Source organism: Paenibacillus sp. FSL M7-1414 (genome assembly GCF_038003195.1).
In the GTDB taxonomy this organism is placed as follows: Bacteria; Bacillota; Bacilli; order Paenibacillales; family Paenibacillaceae; genus Paenibacillus; species Paenibacillus amylolyticus.
Genome location: NZ_JBBOOS010000001.1, coordinates 864,650 through 885,395 on the forward strand (window position 1 = coordinate 864,650; position 20,746 = coordinate 885,395).

Annotated in this window: 20 protein-coding genes and 1 pseudogene; 16 read left to right on the forward strand and 5 right to left on the reverse strand. The window is 44.9% G+C overall.

Going from position 1 to position 20,746, the window contains the following annotated elements:
- Positions 1–6 precede the first annotated feature (6 nt).
- The 14 genes and pseudogenes from MHH92_RS03975 to MHH92_RS04035 all read left to right on the forward strand — a co-directional run.
- Entirely contained in the window at positions 7–927 is a 921-nt protein-coding gene (locus MHH92_RS03975; protein ID WP_340907622.1) for an NAD-dependent epimerase/dehydratase family protein, read from the forward strand.
- Positions 928–948: 21 nt separating this feature from the next.
- Entirely contained in the window at positions 949–1,200 is a 252-nt protein-coding gene (locus MHH92_RS03980; RefSeq protein WP_036668367.1) for an acyl carrier protein, read from the forward strand.
- Complete coding sequence (locus MHH92_RS03985; protein ID WP_340902073.1) at positions 1,197–2,555, forward strand: hypothetical protein; 1,359 nt, start codon at positions 1,197–1,199, stop codon at positions 2,553–2,555. Before MHH92_RS03980 ends, MHH92_RS03985 begins: the two co-directional genes overlap by 4 nt.
- A 44-nt stretch (positions 2,556–2,599) precedes the next feature.
- Complete coding sequence (locus tag MHH92_RS03990) at positions 2,600–3,715, forward strand: UDP-glucuronosyltransferase (RefSeq protein WP_340902074.1); 1,116 nt, start codon at positions 2,600–2,602, stop codon at positions 3,713–3,715.
- Positions 3,716–3,742: 27 nt separating this feature from the next.
- Positions 3,743–4,837, forward strand: a complete 1,095-nt coding sequence (locus MHH92_RS03995) for a radical SAM protein (RefSeq protein WP_340902075.1) — start codon at positions 3,743–3,745, stop codon at positions 4,835–4,837.
- A 42-nt stretch (positions 4,838–4,879) separates the two neighbouring features.
- Positions 4,880–6,058, forward strand: coding sequence for a radical SAM/SPASM domain-containing protein (locus tag MHH92_RS04000; protein ID WP_017690648.1), 1,179 nt, complete (start codon positions 4,880–4,882; stop codon positions 6,056–6,058).
- A 32-nt stretch (positions 6,059–6,090) separates the two neighbouring features.
- Positions 6,091–7,095 carry an ABC transporter ATP-binding protein gene (locus tag MHH92_RS04005; protein ID WP_340902077.1) on the forward strand — a complete coding sequence of 335 codons (1,005 nt, stop codon included), beginning with the start codon at positions 6,091–6,093 and terminating at the stop codon, positions 7,093–7,095.
- Complete coding sequence (locus tag MHH92_RS04010) at positions 7,073–7,882, forward strand: ABC transporter permease (protein ID WP_340902079.1); 810 nt, start codon at positions 7,073–7,075, stop codon at positions 7,880–7,882. Before MHH92_RS04005 ends, MHH92_RS04010 begins: the two co-directional genes overlap by 23 nt.
- 4 nt (positions 7,883–7,886) lie before the next feature.
- A complete protein-coding gene (locus tag MHH92_RS04015) occupies positions 7,887–8,699 on the forward strand; it encodes an ABC transporter permease (RefSeq protein WP_017690645.1) in 813 nt (270 codons plus the stop codon).
- A 40-nt stretch (positions 8,700–8,739) separates the two neighbouring features.
- Positions 8,740–9,588 (forward strand): FkbM family methyltransferase, encoded by an 849-nt coding sequence (locus tag MHH92_RS04020; protein WP_340902081.1) that lies wholly within the window; start codon positions 8,740–8,742, stop codon positions 9,586–9,588.
- Positions 9,589–9,593: 5 nt separating this feature from the next.
- Entirely contained in the window at positions 9,594–10,547 is a 954-nt protein-coding gene (locus MHH92_RS04025; protein ID WP_340902084.1) for a class I SAM-dependent methyltransferase, read from the forward strand.
- A 46-nt stretch (positions 10,548–10,593) separates the two neighbouring features.
- A complete protein-coding gene (locus MHH92_RS04030) occupies positions 10,594–11,628 on the forward strand; it encodes a hypothetical protein (RefSeq protein ID WP_340902085.1) in 1,035 nt (344 codons plus the stop codon).
- A 430-nt stretch (positions 11,629–12,058) separates the two neighbouring features.
- Positions 12,059–12,298: an AIPR family protein gene (locus MHH92_RS30555; protein WP_354437832.1), complete on the forward strand. Its 240-nt coding sequence runs from the start codon at positions 12,059–12,061 to the stop codon at positions 12,296–12,298.
- A 32-nt stretch (positions 12,299–12,330) separates the two neighbouring features.
- Positions 12,331–12,741 (forward strand): annotated as a pseudogene (locus MHH92_RS04035) (class I SAM-dependent RNA methyltransferase); the annotation flags it as partial.
- Between the two features lie 125 nt (positions 12,742–12,866).
- Here the strand turns inward: MHH92_RS04035 and MHH92_RS04040 are convergent.
- On the reverse strand, positions 12,867–13,808 hold the full coding sequence (locus MHH92_RS04040) for a ketopantoate reductase family protein (protein WP_101314752.1): 942 nt from the start codon (positions 13,806–13,808) through the stop codon (positions 12,867–12,869).
- 149 nt (positions 13,809–13,957) lie between these two features.
- Here MHH92_RS04040 and MHH92_RS04045 point away from each other — a divergent pair, with 149 nt between their 5' ends.
- On the forward strand, positions 13,958–14,539 hold the full coding sequence (locus tag MHH92_RS04045) for a TetR/AcrR family transcriptional regulator (protein WP_017690637.1): 582 nt from the start codon (positions 13,958–13,960) through the stop codon (positions 14,537–14,539).
- Positions 14,540–14,676: 137 nt separating this feature from the next.
- Here the strand turns inward: MHH92_RS04045 and MHH92_RS04050 are convergent, their stop codons facing one another.
- From MHH92_RS04050 to MHH92_RS04060, 3 genes are all read right to left on the reverse strand, one after another.
- On the reverse strand, positions 14,677–16,332 hold the full coding sequence (locus MHH92_RS04050) for a leucine-rich repeat domain-containing protein (protein ID WP_340902089.1): 1,656 nt from the start codon (positions 16,330–16,332) through the stop codon (positions 14,677–14,679).
- Between the two features lie 394 nt (positions 16,333–16,726).
- The gene (locus tag MHH92_RS04055) at positions 16,727–17,608 is read right to left on the reverse strand and encodes a GNAT family N-acetyltransferase (RefSeq protein ID WP_340902090.1); all 882 of its coding nucleotides are present in this window, start codon (positions 17,606–17,608) and stop codon (positions 16,727–16,729) included.
- 260 nt (positions 17,609–17,868) lie between these two features.
- Entirely contained in the window at positions 17,869–18,075 is a 207-nt protein-coding gene (locus MHH92_RS04060) for a DUF2536 family protein (RefSeq protein ID WP_036668351.1), read from the reverse strand.
- A 385-nt stretch (positions 18,076–18,460) separates the two neighbouring features.
- Between MHH92_RS04060 and MHH92_RS04065 the strand changes: the two genes are divergently transcribed.
- Positions 18,461–19,435 (forward strand): tRNA dihydrouridine synthase, encoded by a 975-nt coding sequence (locus MHH92_RS04065; protein ID WP_340902093.1) that lies wholly within the window; start codon positions 18,461–18,463, stop codon positions 19,433–19,435.
- A 96-nt stretch (positions 19,436–19,531) separates the two neighbouring features.
- Here the strand turns inward: MHH92_RS04065 and MHH92_RS04070 are convergent, their stop codons facing one another.
- The gene (locus tag MHH92_RS04070) at positions 19,532–20,587 is read right to left on the reverse strand and encodes an ankyrin repeat domain-containing protein (protein ID WP_340902095.1); all 1,056 of its coding nucleotides are present in this window, start codon (positions 20,585–20,587) and stop codon (positions 19,532–19,534) included.
- Positions 20,588–20,746: the final 159 nt, after the last annotated feature.

The following is a 20,746-nucleotide window of genomic DNA, read 5'->3' on the forward strand; positions in this document are numbered from 1 at the left end:
ATATTCATTGTATTAACAGGAGTCGCAGGCTTCATCGGTTCCAACCTCGCCGAGAGGCTGCTGCGGGAAGGCCATACCGTTATCGGCGTCGATAATTTTCTGACCGGGTCTACTGTCAACATAGACAATCTCTTACGGTCGCCAAATTTCAAGTTTATCGAGCATGACGTCATTTATCCGCTCGCAATTGAAGGCCCTGTCGATTGGGTGATGCATTTTGCCAGTCCTGCCAGTCCGCCCAAATATCTGTCCTATCCGATCGAAACGATGAGGGTCAACAGCGAAGGGACGATGCATCTGCTGTATCTGGCCAAAGAAAAGCAGGCTGCGTTCTTCTTGGCTTCAACAAGCGAGATTTACGGTAACCCCACTGTTCACCCTCAGCCGGAAAGCTACTATGGCAACGTGAATTCGGTTGGAGCAAGAAGCTGCTACAACGAAGCGAAGCGGTATGCAGAGGCGATCACCTACTGGATGAACAGGAAATACGGTATACCGGTAAGGGTCATTCGGATCTTCAATACATTCGGTCCGAAGATGGATTTACATGACGGACGCGTGATTACCAATTTCATTAATGAAATCATGTCCAAGCAAAACCTTACGATTTATGGCGACGGCAGACAGACGAGGAGCTTTCAGTATATCGACGATTTGCTGGAAGGGATTGTGAGACTGCTGAGCACCACGTATGAACAGCCAGTCAATTTGGGGAATCCGGAGGAAGTCACCATACTTGAAGTCGCCCAAATATTGAAGGAGCTAATGAAGTCCAACGCGCAGTTAGAGTTTCTCCCGCTGCCGGAAGACGATCCAAGGAGAAGGAAGCCGGATATTACCATTTCAAGGACGATTATGGACTGGGAACCGGCGATCAGTTTGCATGATGCACTCACTAGAACGATCCATTATTACCAGGGTCAATAATCCATTAAACGGGAGGTACCTATGCAAGAACAGATCATAGCGATGATATGCGAAATCAAGGAAGACGCCCAACTGGCAAACAGTTTGAACGAGCATTCGAACATCATGGAAGACGGGGGATTGGACTCTTTACAGCTAATTACTTTTGTACTACAGGTGGAAGAGCGTTTCGGTATTGAAATCGATTTTGAACAATTCGACTTCAATCTTATGGAGTCGGTAACGACCTTCTGCAATTATATCTCGGAGCTGCAGAAAACAGCGCCTGTATGAACGATAGACGCAAGTTCGAGCTCATTATCGGGACATTTGACGCGGAACGCTTCTGGCGCGACCCTAATCTAGCCAAACTGCCGTCGTTTCACGATCCTGAAATGGAGAATATCGTGATGGCCATGGATGAGCTGCTCTTCCCATTTTGCGAGGCGCAGGATAAGCTCATTACTCGCTATCGAATGAACGTTTGCCATAAAGAGTATTTGCATGAGATCGGATTTAAATTTCTTTCCAATTCAACCGATCTCGAGAGTCCTGATGTAGGAAGCGTAGGCAGAACCGCCAATATATTCGACCTGCTCACATCAGCCGATCGAATGGGTGACATGGATCTCTACTTGCTGGACGGCGCCCGGTTGTCGCCCTTTGCCGTCATTCCGGGGGTAGATCGTACTGCAGCGCGTTACGGGCTGGAACAGGATTTTCCAGCTATCGAAACGGTTCAGACTGTCAATTCGAAGCTGTATTCAACCGAATTGAACCGTCGCCTTGATCTTCGGTGTGACAGCCAGACGGTCTATTCTCCCGAAGAGCTGCTGGCAAGCGGCTTGACTTTGCTGAATCAAGGACCCTTCCTGATCAAAGATGAGTTTGGGGTATCCGGGAAAGGGAATTTGCTGATCGAGTCGGAAGCGATTTTGCAGCGAGTCACATCCTATGTCGCCGATCAGTGCAGCAAGGGAAAAACGGTTCGGTTTATTATTGAGCCGTTCCTCCGCAAGGAATTGGATTTTTCTTGCCAATTCCACATCGATTCGGACGGTACTTACCGACATATCTCAGTGCAGCAGTTGGTTAATCACAATTTCGCTTACCAAGGCTCCTATACAGCAGACGATAGGTTGCTTCATATGCTGCAGGAAGCGAAGTATTTTGATGTAATGAAACGGGCGGCTCGCGAGCTTTATCGGTCGGGTTATCACGGCGACGTATGCGTCGATTCTATGCTGTTGACAGACGGCCGCATCGTTCCGATTGTTGAGGTGAATGCAAGAAGATCGATGAGTCTGATCAAGCATTACGTTGACCGCTACCTGAAGAAGCACGACACGGCCGGGAGCATGACGCATGCGACTTTACAGTTTGCATGCGATGTATCATTCGATCAATTGCTTGAATCGCTGGACCGCGAGGGTATTCTATATAAGCCTGATCGAGGATTCGGTATTTTACCGTTAAGCGCGAATACGCTCCTTATTAACAAAGTCGTCAGCGAGTGCAAGGGGATCCGGAATAAGCAGGTGAAAGGCAGATTATATTATTCGTTGATCCAGGGGGAATGGGATAACGAACGATTGACCGCTAAGGTTAAGGAGGTGCTGTCGTCGTTATCCTTCAAGATCGCCCGCTGATGCAGTCCGAAGCGCTTGAAGCCATGAATGGAGGAAGAAATTTTATGGGTAAGCGGAAAGTGACGATTCTATGCTCGGGTTTCGGTCTGGGTTTCTATATTCCCGGTCTGTTAGCTGCAAGTGATTTCGAGAAAAGGGATATCGCGACGGAAGTGCTCGTGTTCGAAAGCTATTTGGAGCAAGACAAGATGGATCATATTGTAGACAGCAGAAAGGCTTACCACAATAATTTCGCACTTGCCAATTTATCGGCCCGAATGCCGATGGATATACGCAACAGCATTGATTATGCCCAGGTCGAGCTATTGCTGGAGGCGTGGAAAGCGGAAGACCGGTACGAATTCATATCGTTATCCGGACACTGGATCTATATTCTGGATTTGTATAGGGAGAAGATGCTGCCGAATCAAATTCATGTAGACCTGCTCTACGTCGATTCAGATCTGGCCCCGTCTTGGAAGAGCTTGAAGAAGTTTCATTCTCGCTATGACGAGTATTACTACAATGCTTGTCTCTATGACACTGACAAGATGGAGATTCGATGCGAAATCCCAGTTCTTCATCGTACGGCACTGCCCTTCGACTCAAGGAAGCGGCGGCTTGTTGTTCATGGCGGCGGCTGGGGGATGGGCACTTATCAAAGTACAATTCCAGAGCTTGCCGGCCATAACTATGGGCTTGATATCGTAGCTTACGATTGGAAGGAAGCGAAGCCCGATCCCGATCACCGATATTGGATGAATGATCCGGAATGGTGTGCATGGGTGAAGAGTGCGAACGGCCTGCACGAGTTTCCGCCATACATCGAAATAACGGGAGAAGACACGAAGTCATACGCCGCTGAGGTTGATCATCATTGGTTATTCGATATCGCTTCGGAGGCGATGGCTATCGTGGCCAAGCCGGGAGCGGGCACATTAATCGACTCGCTTGCATCCGAAACCCCTCTTATTCTGCTGGAGCCGTTCGGAAGTCACGAGCTTAGCAATTTGGAATTGTGGGAATCACTGGGGTTCGGAATACGCTACGAGAAGTGGCGGGAGATGGATTTTTCCGTAGAGGTCCTTAGGGAGATGCATCAAGCGATCATGAACAGACCCAGAGAACGGACGAATTATGTGGATCATTATTGTGCGAGAATCGCGTTAACGAAGGTGTAAGATTTCAATGGCAGAAGGGGTTATGCGATGAGCGTAAACAAATTGAGTGTCGCCCAAGATAAGACAAAGACAAGCTATCCGAGATGGATCGTCATGCAGCTGTTGGAGGAGTGTAATTTACGATGCAAGATGTGCTATGAGTGGGGACTCGAAGGGCCCTACAAAAGCAAAAAAACGTTAGCGCATCTGGATCCGGATCTCATTAAAAAGATCATCGTCGAGTGCAGCCCGGGCAAGCCGTATTACGATTTCTTCGGCGGCGAGCCGCTGATGTACCCTTGGCTGAGCGACATTCTCGCCATGATCAATCACTATGGAAGTAAAGCGGACTTCCCCACGAACGGCACATTGCTTGAGCAGCATGCCGAGATGCTTGTCGAGACTGCTCCAAATAAGATCTGGATGTCGCTCGACGGCCCTGAGGAAATCAACGATAAGCAGAGAGGCAAAGGCGTATTCAAGAAAGTAATCAAGGGGATCGAGAAGCTTTATGAGCTTCGGGAAAGCAAGGGCAAGCAATTTCCGAAAATGGGTGTATCCTTTATCATTACGCCCTTGAACTATATGTACGTTGAGGAATTTTTCTTTAAGCATATCGACTTGTCAATGTTGGACCATATCAGCATGGAAGTGCAACTCTATGCAACGGAAGAGCAGTATGCCCAATATGTGGAGGTTCTTAGTGACAAATTCGACGTTCATGAAGCTCCTTATGCCAAGGGGATGGTGTGGCGTGACACCAGTTCGTTCAGCCAGATCGATATTCCGGAATTGACGAGACAGCTCAATAATGTTAAAGCGTATTGCTTGAAAAACAGCATCCATGTGATCACCTATCCGAAGACGATAGATGAACAAAATTTGAGCAACTATTTCTCGGGGCAATTCCATCAGATGGCTGATAAACGGAATCGGTGCTCCCTTCCATGGGTTTATGCGGAGATTACGGCAAGGGGCGACGTTTCTCCCTGCCATGCCTTCTATGATCTGACCTTTGGCAACGTGAACGAAGAGAGTTTGCTGGATATCTGGAGTAGTGACAAGTACAAAGATTATCGCGCGTATATGAAAAAAAATATGCTTCCGATTTGTACGGCTTGTTCAAGGTATTATATCTATTGATTCATGTGAATGACCTAATAAGTTTAAGAAGGGTGTGTTGATATGAATCCAAAATCAGAGATTAAACATTCCCCAAAGGATTTGCAAATATTGAAACGTACTATCAAGAATACGGTGGAAACAAAGCGGAACATGGAGAAAATAGCGGGTTACGCGACACCGTTGCCAGAGTCGGTCGGGATTAAACTGACGAACCAATGCAACTTGCGCTGCAAGCACTGCTATCAATGGAACGACACCGGCTACCATCACTTTATGACACCGGAGCAACAGCGGGAACAGCTCGACTACGGGCTGCTGGAGAAGCTGATCCTTGAGACGGAACCAGCCAAGTCGAGACTCTATATCTGGGGCGGCGAGCCGCTCGTATACAGCCATTTCGACCGTTTGGCCGATTTGCTTGAAGCCCATCCTCGCGAGACGACGATCTGCACGAACGCGATGCTGATCGAGCGAAAGCTGGACGCCTTGCTGAGAATCTCCGACAATCTGGAGCTACTCATTGCACTTGATGGATTCGAAGAAGAGAATGATGCGCTTCGCGGCAAAGGGGTATTCAACAAGGCGATTGATGCTATTCGGATGCTAGTCGAGCTGCGCAAGGAAAACCGATTCAGGGGCAAAATTACGATCCATACCGTCGTTAACGATGCTATGACCGACAAGCTTTACGATCTGCTGGACTTTCTGGAGGACGTCGGTGTAGATATGGTCATGGTCTGCTTCCCGTGGTACATCTCGGACGAATGCACGCAGGGAATGGACGATTACTTTGACCAGAAGTTCGACTTCCTTCCGGCGAGCGAGCACAAGGGCGAACGAAGCTGGCACGCCTTTAACTACAAGCTCGATCCGGAGCGTATCCCTGCTTTGATGAGCGAGTTGGACCGGGTGAATAATCGGGTCTGGAAAATGCGTTTACGCTACCAGCCGAATCTGGATTATGACCAGATCGAAGATTTCGTGCTCGGCAAAGAGGTGAGGAGTAAAGGCACGATGAACAAGAAGTGCCTGGCTCTCTCGAACCGGATGGATATTACGCCCGATGGAACGATTGTTGCATGCAAATTTTTCAAGGAGTTCGAGATTGGCAAATTAAATGAAGCGTCCGTACAAGAATTATGGCACGGCATGACCTACAGAAGGATAAGGGAAATGATGGATGAACGACTGACACCGGCATGTTCCAAGTGCAGTGTCTTGCATTTGCACGGTGTTTAACTATTCTACATGAGCATAAATGAGGTGAACCAGTGAGCATTATCCAAGTGGAACGCTTATCCAAAAGCTTCAATTACTACGAAAAAGAATTGGGGTTCAAAAAATCGCTAAAAAATTTAGTGAAGCGGAAATCACTGATCAAAGAAGCGGTTAGCGAGATATCACTTGTAATCGAGCAAGGCGAGATGGTCGGGTTCTTAGGCCCGAACGGTTCCGGCAAAACAACTACGCTTAAGATGCTGTCCGGCATCTTGTATCCGACAAGCGGGCAAGCGACGGTATTAGGCTATGTCCCTTGGGAGCGAAAAAAAGAATTCAAGATGCAGTTCTCGATCGTGATGGGGCAGAAATCGCAGTTGTGGTGGGATTTACCGGCGAACGAATCGTTGTACCTGAACAAATGCATTTATGAGGTCGAGGATAAGCCCTACAACCTTGTCCTGGATGAGCTTACGGAGATGCTTGATGTTAAAGATCTGCTCAATATTCAGGTACGTAGGCTTTCGCTGGGGGAACGGATGAAGATGGAGTTAATTGCGTCGCTCATCCACCGGCCTAAGGTGATTTTTCTGGATGAGCCTACAATCGGACTCGATCTGATTTCGCAGAAGCGCATTCGGGAGTTCCTGAAGTATTATAACCAGCAGACGAAAGCAACGGTCATTCTGACAAGTCACTATATGGCGGATATTGAGGATTTATGCAAACGAACAATCATCATCAATCAAGGGAAGATCGTATACGACGGCGATCTTCGGCGTGTGAACGAGCTGTTTCATGCAAAAAAGATCATCAAGCTGCAATTTACGGACGAAGTGCCAAGGCAAGCGCTAAGCGACTATGGCGCTATCATGCAACATGACGGCATTCATGCCGTCATGGAGATCGATAAGCATGACCTTCAGCGGCTTTCCAAGATGATGCTGGACCGGTTCCCGATCCTCGATTTCACAGTTGAAGATATACCTGTCGAGCGAGGCATCGAAAGCTTGTATCAGAAAGATGGGGTCAGACATGAAAGCCTTACAGAAGTATAAAAGGACGTACATCCTTGCGCTTCAGAATGCGATGGAGTATCGGACCGATTTCTTTATGAGTATCATCAGCGGCGGCTTCATCATTCTCGTCCAATGCTTCCTCTGGACGGCCGTGTTTCGCAGTTCGCCGCAAGAGATTATTAATGGCTATACTTATTCACAGATCATCATTTATTCCGTGTTGTCCGGCGTCGTCTCCAAGCTGGTTTCTGCCGGCTTCGAAGGGGAAATCGCGAATGATATCAAGACGGGTGGACTGAGCAAATTTATCGCTCAGCCCATTCATTATTTCAGCTATCGGATATGCAATTTTTTCGGTGGGAAAACGGTTCAGATCGGGGTCGTCCTTGTCTTATTCGTCATACTGATGTTCGTTTTTACTCAGATTTGGGGGTTTCAGCTTAGAGGGGTGCAGATCGTTATGTTCCTGGTCAGCATTCTATTCGGACTGCTCATCAACTTCCTGCTTTTTTATTCGATTAGTGCTCTCGCGTTCATCATTACCGAGGTTTGGGGCGTTTATATCGCGTTCAATCAAGGCGTCTATCTGCTAAGTGGTGCCATCTTTCCGCTTAATATTTTCGGAGATACGTTTGCCAGAATCTCCAGCTATTTACCGTTTCAATATGTCGTATTCTTCCCGGTTAACATCATCAATGGGAGCATGGCGATTCATGAAATAGTGCGCGGACTCCTCTTACAAGCGGTCTGGGTAATTGTGCTTATGATGATTTCGAAGTTGTCGTGGGATTCCGGGATGAGGAAATATGTAGCCGTTGGAGGTTAGATCTGTGAGTATCAGCTTGACGGAGTTTCGGAAGCATGTACGTATGTTCTTTATTTTCGCTAAGAACAGCTTGGTCGGTTACATGGAATACAAAGCGAATTTCTACTCCGGTTTGATCATGGAGACCGTATTTCTGTTTTCCAAGCTGATCTATATCTTGTTCGTTTTCCAGCTCGGGATCGAAATCAATGGCATTTCTCCTGACCAGATGTTGATCTTCACGGGGACCTATACGATTATGATCGCAATCTATACAGGACTGTTTATGGATAACTTTTATAGATTCGCCGGCCATATCCGCAACGGGACGCTGGACTTGTATATGACGAAGCCGCTTTCGCTGCAGTTCATGATTTCATTCCGGCACGTTAACTTTGCGTTTCCGATCCCGAACCTGATCGCCGGGATCACGATGATCGTACTGGCTTGGCGGCGTCTTGACATCGAGCCAAGCTTGATCCACGTGGCCGGATATATCGGCGTGATCTTGAGTAGCACGATCGTGACCTATTCGGTGCTTCTACTTCCGCAAATCCTTGCCTTCTGGACGGTGAAGTCCGGTTCGATCTTCGAAATACTCGACAAATGTTGGGATTTGAACAATATGCCGATGTACATATACCCCAAATGGCTGCGGAGAATTGGGCTGTATGTCGTGCCGATCTTGTTCATCACCAACATGCCGTCGGTTTATTTGATTGATCGATTGGACTTGTTCCTTGGGATATGGATTTTTGTAGCTCCCGTTATATCGCTTCTAGTGGTCAGGCTGTTCTGGAAGCTGGCCGTCAAACGCTATGAAAGCGCCAGCAGTTAGAGAAATGCCCTACAAACAAATTGTTGAGAAGGTGAATTGAATGAGCAGGACGGAGCATGAGCGTCATCCATTGCAGACAGAGGCCATTACAAAGAAACGGTTGCACAACGGGATTGAAATCTATCAAAATAACGATGGCGAGACCGAGTTTCTCTACAACGAGATTTTCCAAAAGGAGATGTATTTCAAGCACGGGATTACGCTTCCGGATCATGGCACGGTCCTGGACGTCGGGGCTAATATCGGCATGTTCAGCCTATATGTCAGCAGCAAGAGTGACTGCAGAGTATATGCCTTTGAGCCACTCCCTCCGACGTTTAAACTCTTGAAGATGAATACGAGCTCGCTTACTCGCGTAACGACGGTTAACGTCGGGCTTTCCAATGAGATCAAGGAAGCGGAGTTTGCCTATTTTCCTACGATGTCCACGGACTCTGTCCAGATCAAATACAGGGAGAACCACGATCAAGATCTCCGATACGGGTTAATCAACCATTACGAAGATAATTTCGCTGACCCGCGAATGCTAAACCGCTTTGTCGATCATCTTATGTCGCCGAAGCTCCTGAATGAACAAATCTATCGTTGCAAGCTAACTACGATCTCCGAAATGATCCGTTTTTATGATCTGAACCAAATTGATCTGCTCAAAATCGACGTGGAAAAAAGTGAGTTCGAGGTGCTGGAAGGAATCCAACCGGAAGATTGGGGCAAAATCAGGCAGATTGTAATGGAGGTACACGGACTGGACGGAGAGCAGATCAGCAGGCTCAAGAACATCTTCCAAACCAACGGCTTCTATGCCGTGATCGATTACTACGAAGATTTGAATATCCCAAATTACTATAATGTGTACGCGTTGAATCAAATGCATACGTCGGCTGGGTGATAGTCATGCTACAACATCTACATGCAAGGTTGGTATGCTCCAGCTGCAAGGGCGTGCTGGTCCAGTCGGAGGCATTGCTGCAATGCTGCAGCTGCGATGCGGTATATACGAACGATGACCGTTATGTATCGATGCTCGACCGGCGTGAGCAGTATGTCCACCCTTCCGAATGGAACCGGAAAGAGGCTGAAATTCGGGATTATAGCGAGATTTCGCACTCTCTTGCGCTGTCCGGTATAGGCCGATTCGCCACCTTCTTAAATTATGGTTACGTCCCGCACGGGAATGAGCAACATGCGGTGATCGAGCCCGACGATGCATGGAATAGAAACTCGGTCAAGCTGCTGCTTGAGACAGTGGGCAGGACGGCGATTCGGGAGCGGCAGGTGATCGACATCGGATGCGGCAGGGGAGGGAACATAGCAGCTCTGTCTAAATATTTCAAGCCGCTGTCTATTGTCGGTCTCGACATCTGCCCGGCGAATATTGCCTTTTGCAATGCCAAATCCCGAGGGGGTGAATCTTTGTATCTCGTCGGCGATGCGGAGAATATACCGTTTGCAGACGAGAGCTTCGATGTGGTGTTAAATATAGAATCCGCACATGCCTATCCGAACCGATCTCGATTCTATGAAGAGGTGTACCGGATAATGAGAGTTGGCGGCGTATTTCTGTATACGGAGCTGATGCTGGGAGATCAGGTAGCGCATAACATTAGGCTGTTAGAGGAAGCAGGCCTGTCTGTAATCCGCAATCAGGATGTGACTTCGAATGTTCTTCTATCATGTGATGAGAGTGCGAAGCAGCGTACTGGCACACAAGGGATTGCGAGCAATGCCAAAGCGAGCACGAATATTGGAGATATCAATGAATTCATCGCATTGCCCGGCTCGAAGAAATATGAAGAGATGAAGGCTGGAACGCGGCAATACCGTATGATGAACCTTGTTAAGAGGTAATATAGCCGTAATATCAACAATAATTTTAGTATAGGAGAAATATTTTATGGAAGAAATTATTTCCCTGGACACCTTTCAGCCCTTCGACGGCATGACTAAAATGTATCCTCATCATAATTTTCCTTATTTTAATTGCGGCTATAATTTGTTGTTAACGCTTGCCAGATATTTTAAAAAAGATGAGTTGCCGATTTTGAATAATGTCATTAGTATTTATAGATTTGATAAACAAAAAATACAAACAAGAGGATATTTCAAGTTAGAGGTGTTGGATCTTGAGGAGGGAGATCAGATCCTTGAGAAAATGGGGATCTCTATTTGTAAAAAATCCCCTGAACTAGATACGTTACAAGATGAGATCATAAACTCTATTTCTAGTGGTCATCCGATTTCCATATTTATTGATTTATTTTATCAACGCGGGAGAGACTTTTACTATAACAAAAAACATGGACTGCACCCTGTTTTTGTCTATGGCTTCAATCTTACGAACGAGGAAATATATACGGTTGATGATATTACAGAATACAGACAATATTCTCTGCCATTTTCAGAATTTAAATGGTCATGTATGACTTCGGAACACGTAAAGATGCCAGACTACTTTTGGGAATATGCGCTAGTGCCCCCCGGTAATCATGAGATCTTGAACAATAAGAATTTAGCACACACAACCATCAATACATTCGTAGAAAATATGTGCAGGTATCAAAATGAAATAACGGAAAGTTTGAATAATATACTGTTGTTGGCAGAAAATTACGAGCTCATTATAAAAAATGAAACGATTATAGAAACACTGAGCAGTACTATTTATAGAAAATGTTCTGAGAAATACAGGTTAAATACTCTCTATAAGTACAACATTGATCATATCAATGCAAAACATACGCTTGACCCGTTATTGGACCAAATTATTCATGACTGGAAGACAGTAAGGATTTATTCGAATAAAGCCATCATGTCCCAAAAGTTCACTGGGGAAATCATAGACAAGTGCATTGGTTTATTTACAAAAATATATACGAATGAAGTACATTTTAATAATCAATTATTCTTAATGTTAAAGGCTTTCAGGTAAAATCACATCTAATATTGCTAGAAATGAGCCGCATCAACAGGCATACTGTGCATGTGTCTTTTCATCGTATGAAAATCGCCGCGAACAGAGCCGCCGCCGCTGTCTGCATCAACACTTTAAACACAAACGGCTGAGATGCCGTTTTTTTTGTTTTGATTTTGTTACAGCACACTAGTCATGTGGAGTGTTACTCACTGTTGGTCAGGAAAGACTAATAGTTGAGATGTATTGGCGGAAATAGCAAAGAGGGGCAATTAACCCCTCTTTTTCTTTTTCCCGTTGAACTACCGTGTCCCGTTAGTTCAACGAGGCCGTCTTATCTTTCATTTATGACAGGTGATGATCCTGTAAAGATATCTGATTAATTCGGACAGAGGCTTTTTGAGCAAAATGTAAGGACTTTTCTTCAAATAATCCATATTATAAAGAAATGAAAAGCAATTCACAGCGTGTTTGGGCTCCAAATATAGGAGGGTCACAACGCAGAACACATTGGTTTTATGAAAGAAAGTGGAGAATATCTCATCGAACAGGCGTATCTGACAAAAACAGAAAAACTAAATTTCAGCTCAAAAATCCGAAAACTCAACTCATTGAAAAAACCTCTCTATCTAAGAGTGAAAATTCTTGGCTTAAAAAGCCAGATGTTGTATCCAAGGGGGCGCAATAGTTTTGCTTCTTTCGCAGATTACATCACAGAGTGGAACGATCTCTCTTTTCCTGGCGCAACATGCGGATCAGGTATACGGGGTGGAGATCGTGCCCAAAGCGATTGAAGATGCGCGTAGTAATGCGATGCTGAACGAGATGCGTAACGTCAAGTTCGAAGTTGGTGCTTCCGAGGACGTTATTCCATGCTGGAAAGAACAAGGCATTGAAGCCCACGTGATCGTTGTTGATCCACCGCGGAAGGGCTGTGATCCACGTTTGCTGGAAACGATCCTGGAGATGAAGCCGGAGCGAGTGGTGTATGTGAGTTGTAATCCGAGTACGTTGGCACGTGATCTTCTTGTGCTGGAGGATGGTGGCTATCGCACGGTTGAGGTAACGCCGGTGGATATGTTCCCACATACGGTGCATGTGGAGAGTGTAGCGATGTTGGTTAGGGTGTAGTGTTTTGAAGCTACATTTACCTGTTTTAATAAATTACTTTGCCCGAAGCTTCTAAAGCTCGGGCTATAGTTGTTACAACCATTAGTAGAGTTGATGTTGGTCTGAACAATATCAAGTTTTCCAGTTTATCCTTTTTCAATAGCTTTGTGTTGTTGCTCAGTGTTTGCAAATGCCTCAGTAAGACGTGGTGAAGGTATACCTAACTTTTTTGCTTCTCTCACAACTTCAAGTACTGCAAAACCGGCTTTACTATTGTTGTATTCAATGAAAAGTCGCGGTAAGCTGCCCTTTGTAAAAATAACCTTGTTAAACAGCGTGCCGAGAAGTGCTGATGGAATTTTGGTCAACAGTAGAGTAATCGCGTCCATCTTTGCGCCTCTTGCTTTAAGTACAGGTGCCATTTCCCGCATATTCTTACCAACATTTGCGAATGAGTCACGATGATTCATAAGTGCTGGAAAACTTCCCCGTTTTAACACCTCGGTCTCCATCGCCGCATTCACGGCAAAGTGATTCCATAGCCAGCTTTGCATATCCTTTATCCAATTGATTTTAAAATGGGCGCTTTCAAATAGTTCTTTGACCTTGTTGTTTATCTGTTCCGTGCCTACACGTGGTTTTTCCAGAAATATCGTTTTTAAGAAGCCGCCCCTAAGCTTATTGTCCTCAATGCCGCCTCCTGCTCCTGGGAAACCAAAGACAACATTGTTCATAGACAAGGGCAAGATCGATGATTTTAAATCCTGCCAAATATTATTGAATATAAGGATCGGGGTGTTACCCGCGGTAGTCGATAGTAATTGTGCTGCTTCGGGAAGTTGTTTCGTGTTGACACTCGCAATAATAAGATCGTAATTTGGGCTTATCTCCTCATGCAGCTTGACTTTCCAGTTTTCCTTGATTAACCGTTTCGCTCTTCGTGCGTCCCACATTTCAAGCGCTATATGACTTCCGAAGGTTTCTTTTCTCCCTTTTCTAACGTAAAACTCAACGGTGTGGCCTGCCTTTTCGAAAGCCCACGCGTATTGGGTCGATATTACACCTCTACCGAAAAATAAAATTCTCATCTTAGCCTCCTAATAATCAATATTCATCCTTGTTGATGATCCAACAACGTGTTGTATAATATTATTGTATTGATTCACTATACGGTCATCAACCATCAGATTTTTAATATCTGTCGGATAATTGATCGAACAGCAAACGGAGGCAAATAATGAAAAAGCAACCTGAAATTACGGACAAAACAAGGCAGACATTCATAAATGTATTCTGCGATTTATATAGCCAAAAACCCATCGAAAAAATATCTATTCAAGAGATTGCTAACCAATCAGGATATAATCGGAGTACATTTTATCAATACTTTACAGATATCTATGAGTTGTTGGACTGCGTTGAAGAGCGTATTTTGAAATCCATTAAGGAGGAAATGGCAGGCAGAGAGTTTTCTACACATACTATTCAAGATGCACTTCAATGCTTAGAAAATGCAGAGGAGATTTCAGTTCTTAAAGCTATATTGGGCGACTATGGTTCTGTTCATTTTGTGGAACGCTTGAAAAGAGAAATTCCCTTTGAGCGATTGATTGTGGATTTTCCAACAGATGATGTCTTGGCACCATATATCATTGAGTTTTACATTTCAACATTAATATCTATGTTTCGTCTTTGGATACGCAACGACAAAGATCTATCGTCGGAGGAATTGATCAAACTGATCGATAGTCTATTTTCAAAGGGGATAACACCGTATCATATCTTTGGCACGGTCAATCCGCAGCGTTCTGGAGTGTAGCGATGATGGTTAGAAAGCTAAACATAAACATAAGGGGTTCGAGAATTTATACATAATTCTCGAACCCCTTCTTGTCTTTCTTTTAATACCATCCATTAATTATAGTAGTATAAAACTCCCATCATCCCAGCCGGGAATTAATATACGTGCACAGCTGTACCAAGCACGGATTTGTTTTGTACGGAATTTCCGGATAGATATACCTTTTGCAGATTAGGCAGCTGGCTTAGGGTCTCAATATTGGAAATGGCATTGTTCTCGAGATGAAGTTCCTCTATAGCTTGCCAGTTGCTCATGAATTCGAGAGAAGCCAAATTGCTGTCTTGCATAGTGAAGGAACGCAGAGCGGACATTTTGGCAAAGTAAGGCATCATTTGATCAATTTCAGTAACAGAGGTATTGTTCATGCTAAAATATGACTGGTTTAAGGTCAAATGTTCAAGTACGCTGTTCTTCGCGGCCGCCTTTTGTTCAAAGTTCAGCCTACACTCGTAGCACACCAGAGATTTCACCTGCTTCAAACGAAATAAGGCATCGCTTTCCTTGAACAGTGACGAGTCGTAAATTTTCAGAGTCTCTAGGCGGGACAAGCCGTCCAGGGCGGCAAGACGGGTTATTTCACTGATCTCCCAGAGGGAAAGCTGCTTCAGCTTCGGAAATTTCCCCAGCGCAGCCAAGTTCAATTCCCCACTTCCGCCACGGAGTGTCAGACTGGTTGTAGCCGGGGCCTTTAGCCCGGGGAGAAAGGAGCTTGGAATTTCCACTCGCTCTACTTTAGGCAGTGTCAGCGCTTCTGCATTCTCGTAGTAGCCGGACAACGTTAATTCCCGCAAAGAGGGCAGACTGTTTATGGCCTTTACCGAGCCAAGCTCACTTAGAGAAGCCAGGCGCAGCGTAGTAATAGAGTTTTTGCCGGCCAAGCGCTCCAGACTGGAGAAGTTTACATTTTCGATATCTAACGTTTGTAGAGCAGGCATATTTTGCACAAAGTCGATGGACTTTACGTTCGTTAAATAGGACAACTGAAGCTCCTGAAGCTGGGTCAAGGCATATAGCGGCTGCAGGTCTGTGGTTTCACTGTACTGTATAGACAAGGATGATAGCCCGGTCATGGACGACAACCATCCGAGTTCATCGACAAAGGTGAGCGACAGGGACTTGATTGGCAATTGGTTTAACAAGTGAAAATCTGTTACAGACTCATCCACATAGGTAATGGATAAAGAGTTCAGATTGGGGAATTCCAGCAACATGGCCAATTCCTGATTGCTGCGAAGCTGCGTGGAAAGCTCAGTAATTTTAGACTTGTCGCCAAAATAGCCCGAAAATGTACTAAAGGATTCGTTAAAAGCGCCTCCATAACTTTTTAATCCGGGCATATGGGCCAAAGTGGTTTGGTCCGTCTGGGATATTTCATAGGTATTCGTCAGGTCCAATGCCGTCAGTCCCCTAAAAGCTTCAAAATCTCGCTGATCAATCCGCTGGCTATTCAGTTTCTTGTCCTGAGTAATATAAGTGATCTTCTCGGCCTGTTCATCGCTGAAGGGATCGGAGAGGCTATATGTAAACTTCCACTGATCATTCTCCGAATGCTCTACGGTTAAATAGCGAATACGAGCCAATTCCTCCTCTGTTGGCAAGGCGGCCCCTTTATCAAAGATATCTCGCAAAAATGAGAGCAGAACCTCGCTTTCAGGCATCTTTCGTACAGGCAGATTGGCTTCTGTTTTTGGATAGGTGGAGCTGTTGCTATAATAAAAATATGTACCGATCGCGCCAGTTAGGATTAACATCAGTATCAGCATTACCTTTACGGAGGCAGTCTGCTTCGGTGGTACTTTAGGGGGCGTTCCATGGTAATGATTAATAGTCTGGTCTACGTAATAGACATGATTTTGCTTCAATAAAAGTTCTGTTTCACAATAGGGACACTTTAAAACCTCATCCTTCTTGTATTCAATTCTTCCGTTGCAATTGGGGCAGTTTAGCGGGATAAACGCCACGAATGTCCCCTCCTTCATTATGATGGTCATAAGATCATGCTGAACGGTCATCTGATTTCATTATACCTTGTGAATTTACGTTTGATGAGAGAAAGAAGTTTCACATAACGAAGGAGCAGGGAATCCTGCTCCTTTTTGATCTTTTTTAAGTATGGTCTGGTGGTAGGTCTTATTAAATAAATCATCAAGCAATAGATGTAATCGGATGTTTAACGTGCAGAGGGTAGAGATGTTCACCATGGGTTCTTACAAATAAACCTTCATTGGTGATCGAACTTTTTAGAACGATATCATCTGTTGCATCTGGAGTGAAATGAAAGGTTACTTTCTCTGTATCTTCATCTGCAATCTTATCCAAGATATCTTTCATATTCATTTCGTTTAAGCTAACAACGTCGAAGAGCTCAATATGATTGTCTTCTTTCTGATAAATAACAATGACGTTTTCGTTTTCCAAGTAATAAATATCATCACTAAAGACATTCAGGCAATAAAACATGAGTATTCCTTGAGCATGATGGGTTGCGAAATGCTGAGAAACAGGCAATCTTTCCGATGCCAATTTTTGAATAAGACGTAAATCCTCCGCGTTAGTTAAATTTAGTTTTCGGATGTTCGCAGGCTCGGGTGATTTTTTTGCCGTATAATTTATTGAAAAAAGATGTTCTTCCACAGGTTTAAACCCAAACTTGGGGTAAAAATCGAGCACAGATTCATTGGCAAAAAGGTACATATAATCGTACTTGTTCTCGTATTCCTCTAAAACTTTGTTCATTAAACGTGTAGAGAGTCCTTTCCCCCGATAATCAGGATGTGTCATCACCGTGCCGATTTGAATCGCTTTTTTCTTCTCACCGTGAATGATGAGCTCAAGGATGTTAACAGAAACGTTGGCAATAACCTGGTCTCCATCGACATATGAATAAGGAATGTAACGCTCGCCCCAGTATCCTTGTTGATACCAATCTTCAAAATTGATCTCAAACGTGTTGACAGCAAGCTTGAAAAAACTCTTGCGCAGTACTTCATTGTTTTTATAATTCTTCATAAATATTAATTCTTGCATGGTATTACCCCCTTAATCCTCAAAAATGACTGTTTGTAAAGTGGTACGATCCCGTATTTAACTATGTAAAGTATGATTACAGGTGAAATTCTGCTTATAAGTTGTTGTTGGTTAAGCAAGATTTGTAACAAGAGAAAGTGGAGTTTGATATGGAAAGAGACGCGAGCGAATTCGCGTCTTCTTTTTTGCATGCTTTATAGGATATGCTTAAATGCAATTGCGTCAGTGAACTGTTTTTCACTATTGAAAATCTTGGTCCATTAATCTACGGCAAAATGCACGATTGCACTATATAACATCTTGTTGCGAAAAGGGTCAAACGTTACTTGATGCTGAACTTGCTTCACGCGCAGCATTAATGCTTTGTTCATTCCGATTCGTTCTTCGATCGCTCGTTCCAGTTCACGGAAGTCATAAGCCTGCAAACATTCGACTTTGTCTTTGATCATATCCAGTGAAATTTCCATATATCATTCAGGCCTCCTTAAAATCTCGATTTGCAGGTTAAAAGCCTGTCGAGCTTCATTTTAGAGGAGCTTTTCCAGTTCGGCAAGAGCAATCGGGCTGAAAATCTAATAAAGACGTGATAAAATCGGGAAAGGGCAATTTTGAGATCATCGAACTTCCATTAATCTGAAGATCTAATGGAAGTAATAACAGATACTGCTGTTTGAACGAAGTTACATTTGCATGGTATAAGTGAAGAAGCAAGGACAGCATAATGTGAATTGCAACGAAACTGCGAATGATCATGTAGATGATAGGCCAGCAGATGCATGAGTTACGAGTTTTACTATTTTAACTATTAATGAGGACAAAGACTGTCCTGGAATGTATAGAGGAGCTTTTGAGATGACAAAGGAAAACTTTTGGCGTGAATTGCCACGACCATTTTTTATACTGGCACCCATGGAAGATGTTACGGATGTTGTGTTTCGGCATGTCGTAGGTGAAGCGGGCAGACCGGATGTGTTTTTTACGGAGTTTGCGAACACAGAGAGTTATTGTCACCCGGAGGGGCACCATAGCGTGCGAGGGCGTTTGACGTTTACAGCGGATGAACAGCCGATTGTGGCTCATATCTGGGGAGATAAACCTGAATTCTTTCGTGAGATGAGTATCGGTATGGCGAAAGAAGGCTTTAAAGGCATCGATATCAATATGGGTTGTCCGGTAGCGAATGTAGCCGAGAATGGAAAAGGAAGTGGATTGATCTGCCGGCCAGCCCTTGCGGCGGAGATTATTCAGGCAGCGAAAGCCGGGGGGCTACCGGTCAGTGTAAAAACGCGTCTCGGATTTACTGAGGTAGACGAATGGCGTGACTGGTTAACCCATATCTTGCAACAGGACATTGTGAATCTGTCCATTCACCTGCGGACAAGAGAAGAAATGAGCAAAGTAGACGCTCACTGGGAACTGATTCCGGAGATTAAGAAGCTTCGTGATGAGATAGCGCCCAATACACTGCTGACGATTAACGGGGATATTCCTGACCGTGAGACAGGCCTGAGACTAGCTGAGCAATATGGCGTGGATGGTATTATGATTGGACGCGGTATTTTCCAGAATCCGTTTGCTTTTGAGAAGAAGCCGAAGGAACACAGCAGTAAGGAATTGCTTGATCTGCTAAGGCTGCATTTGGATCTCCATGATCAATATTCCGAGCTTGAACCACGTTCGTTCAGCCCGCTGGCCCGTTTTTTCAAAATCTATGTTCGTGGCTTCCGCGGTGCTAGTGAGCTGAGAAACAGCTTGATGAACGCCAAAACCACTTCTAAAGTACGCGAATTGCTCGATGAGTTTGAAAGTAATGAACAGGTGGAGTGAGTAAGACGTAATCATGGATACGGAGTATGATTCAGGTAGATTTAATAGCAAAAAAAGAAGCGGTAACTCTTCCGCTTCTTTTTTTTGCTTTGCTGTTTAACGCGTATACGCAGGCTTTTCCATAGCCACCGGCTGAGGATTGGCAAGCACCCATAACACAGCCAACTCGGATAATCTGGCAGGCGCATCAAAATCGTATCCATTGCGAAGCCTGCTGACCAAGTCTGCTGCCTCTTGGAGAAGTGCGGGGGCGAGTGGCGCACCAGAGCCCAGGTGACGAATCAGTGCATCGAGCATCTTGCGATACTCCGCATCCCAGTTTCCACCGCCATTATCCAATACTTCATGGGACACACGTCCTGTGATGCGGATGATCTCTCCCTGCACCGTTTGAGCGTGGCCTTGGGCCGGAATGAGATATTCCCACAGCTCTTGGTGCTGTTTGGTCCAAGTGGTTGCCTTTACCTGAATGGGGGTAGTCCCATCGTGCATGATCCGATTCGCGACCGGATCGACATCAAATAACTGGTACAGTTTGATCAGCGCGTCTGAAACTTCATCGACCTTGTCCTTATTGAACTTCTCACGGACGAATTCAAAATCCTTACCGATCCGCTTCACCGAATCTTTCATATCCGGGGTGACCGATGCTCCGGCATCCAGCAGAATTGCGGCAATCTCTGCCAGATTGACTATATCGCTATTCCTGCAATTGGCTAACCCCTTAGCTAATGGCGTATTTCCCTGTTTATTTTCTACGTTAATAGTAGCGCCTTGGTTTACCAACTCTTGAACCACTTTGGTTCGATACCCATTGACCGCTGCATGTAACGGAGTTTCATTTTGGTAATCCACAGCGTCCAGATCCGCACCTAATTCAAGGAACAGGGGCACATTTCCTGACCAATGTGAGGCATGGGCATGTAAAGGCGTGCGTTGATATTTGTCGCGTGCATTAATGTCTGCTCCTTGCGCTACCAGCCAGCGGACCAATTCATCCGAAATATGCCGAAAGCTGAGGGCCGTACCTTTGCTATAACCCCCACGTGCATCCCATTCGCAATGCTCGAAAACCTCTTTTACGGTAGCGATATCATTATCTTTAACGAGTTTTTCCATATGAGCAGGTAAGGTTGCTTCCTTCGTAGCCATTACACTCTTCCTCTCCTTTGTGAATAACAACGTATGTTCCAATGGTAGGCTATGACGATTTAATAGTAAGTAGATAATTTTCTGCAATTTTATCACATAGGGGATTTTAAAACCAATAACTGGGTTTCTTCCATCATCAATTTGGTTTGCTATGTTATA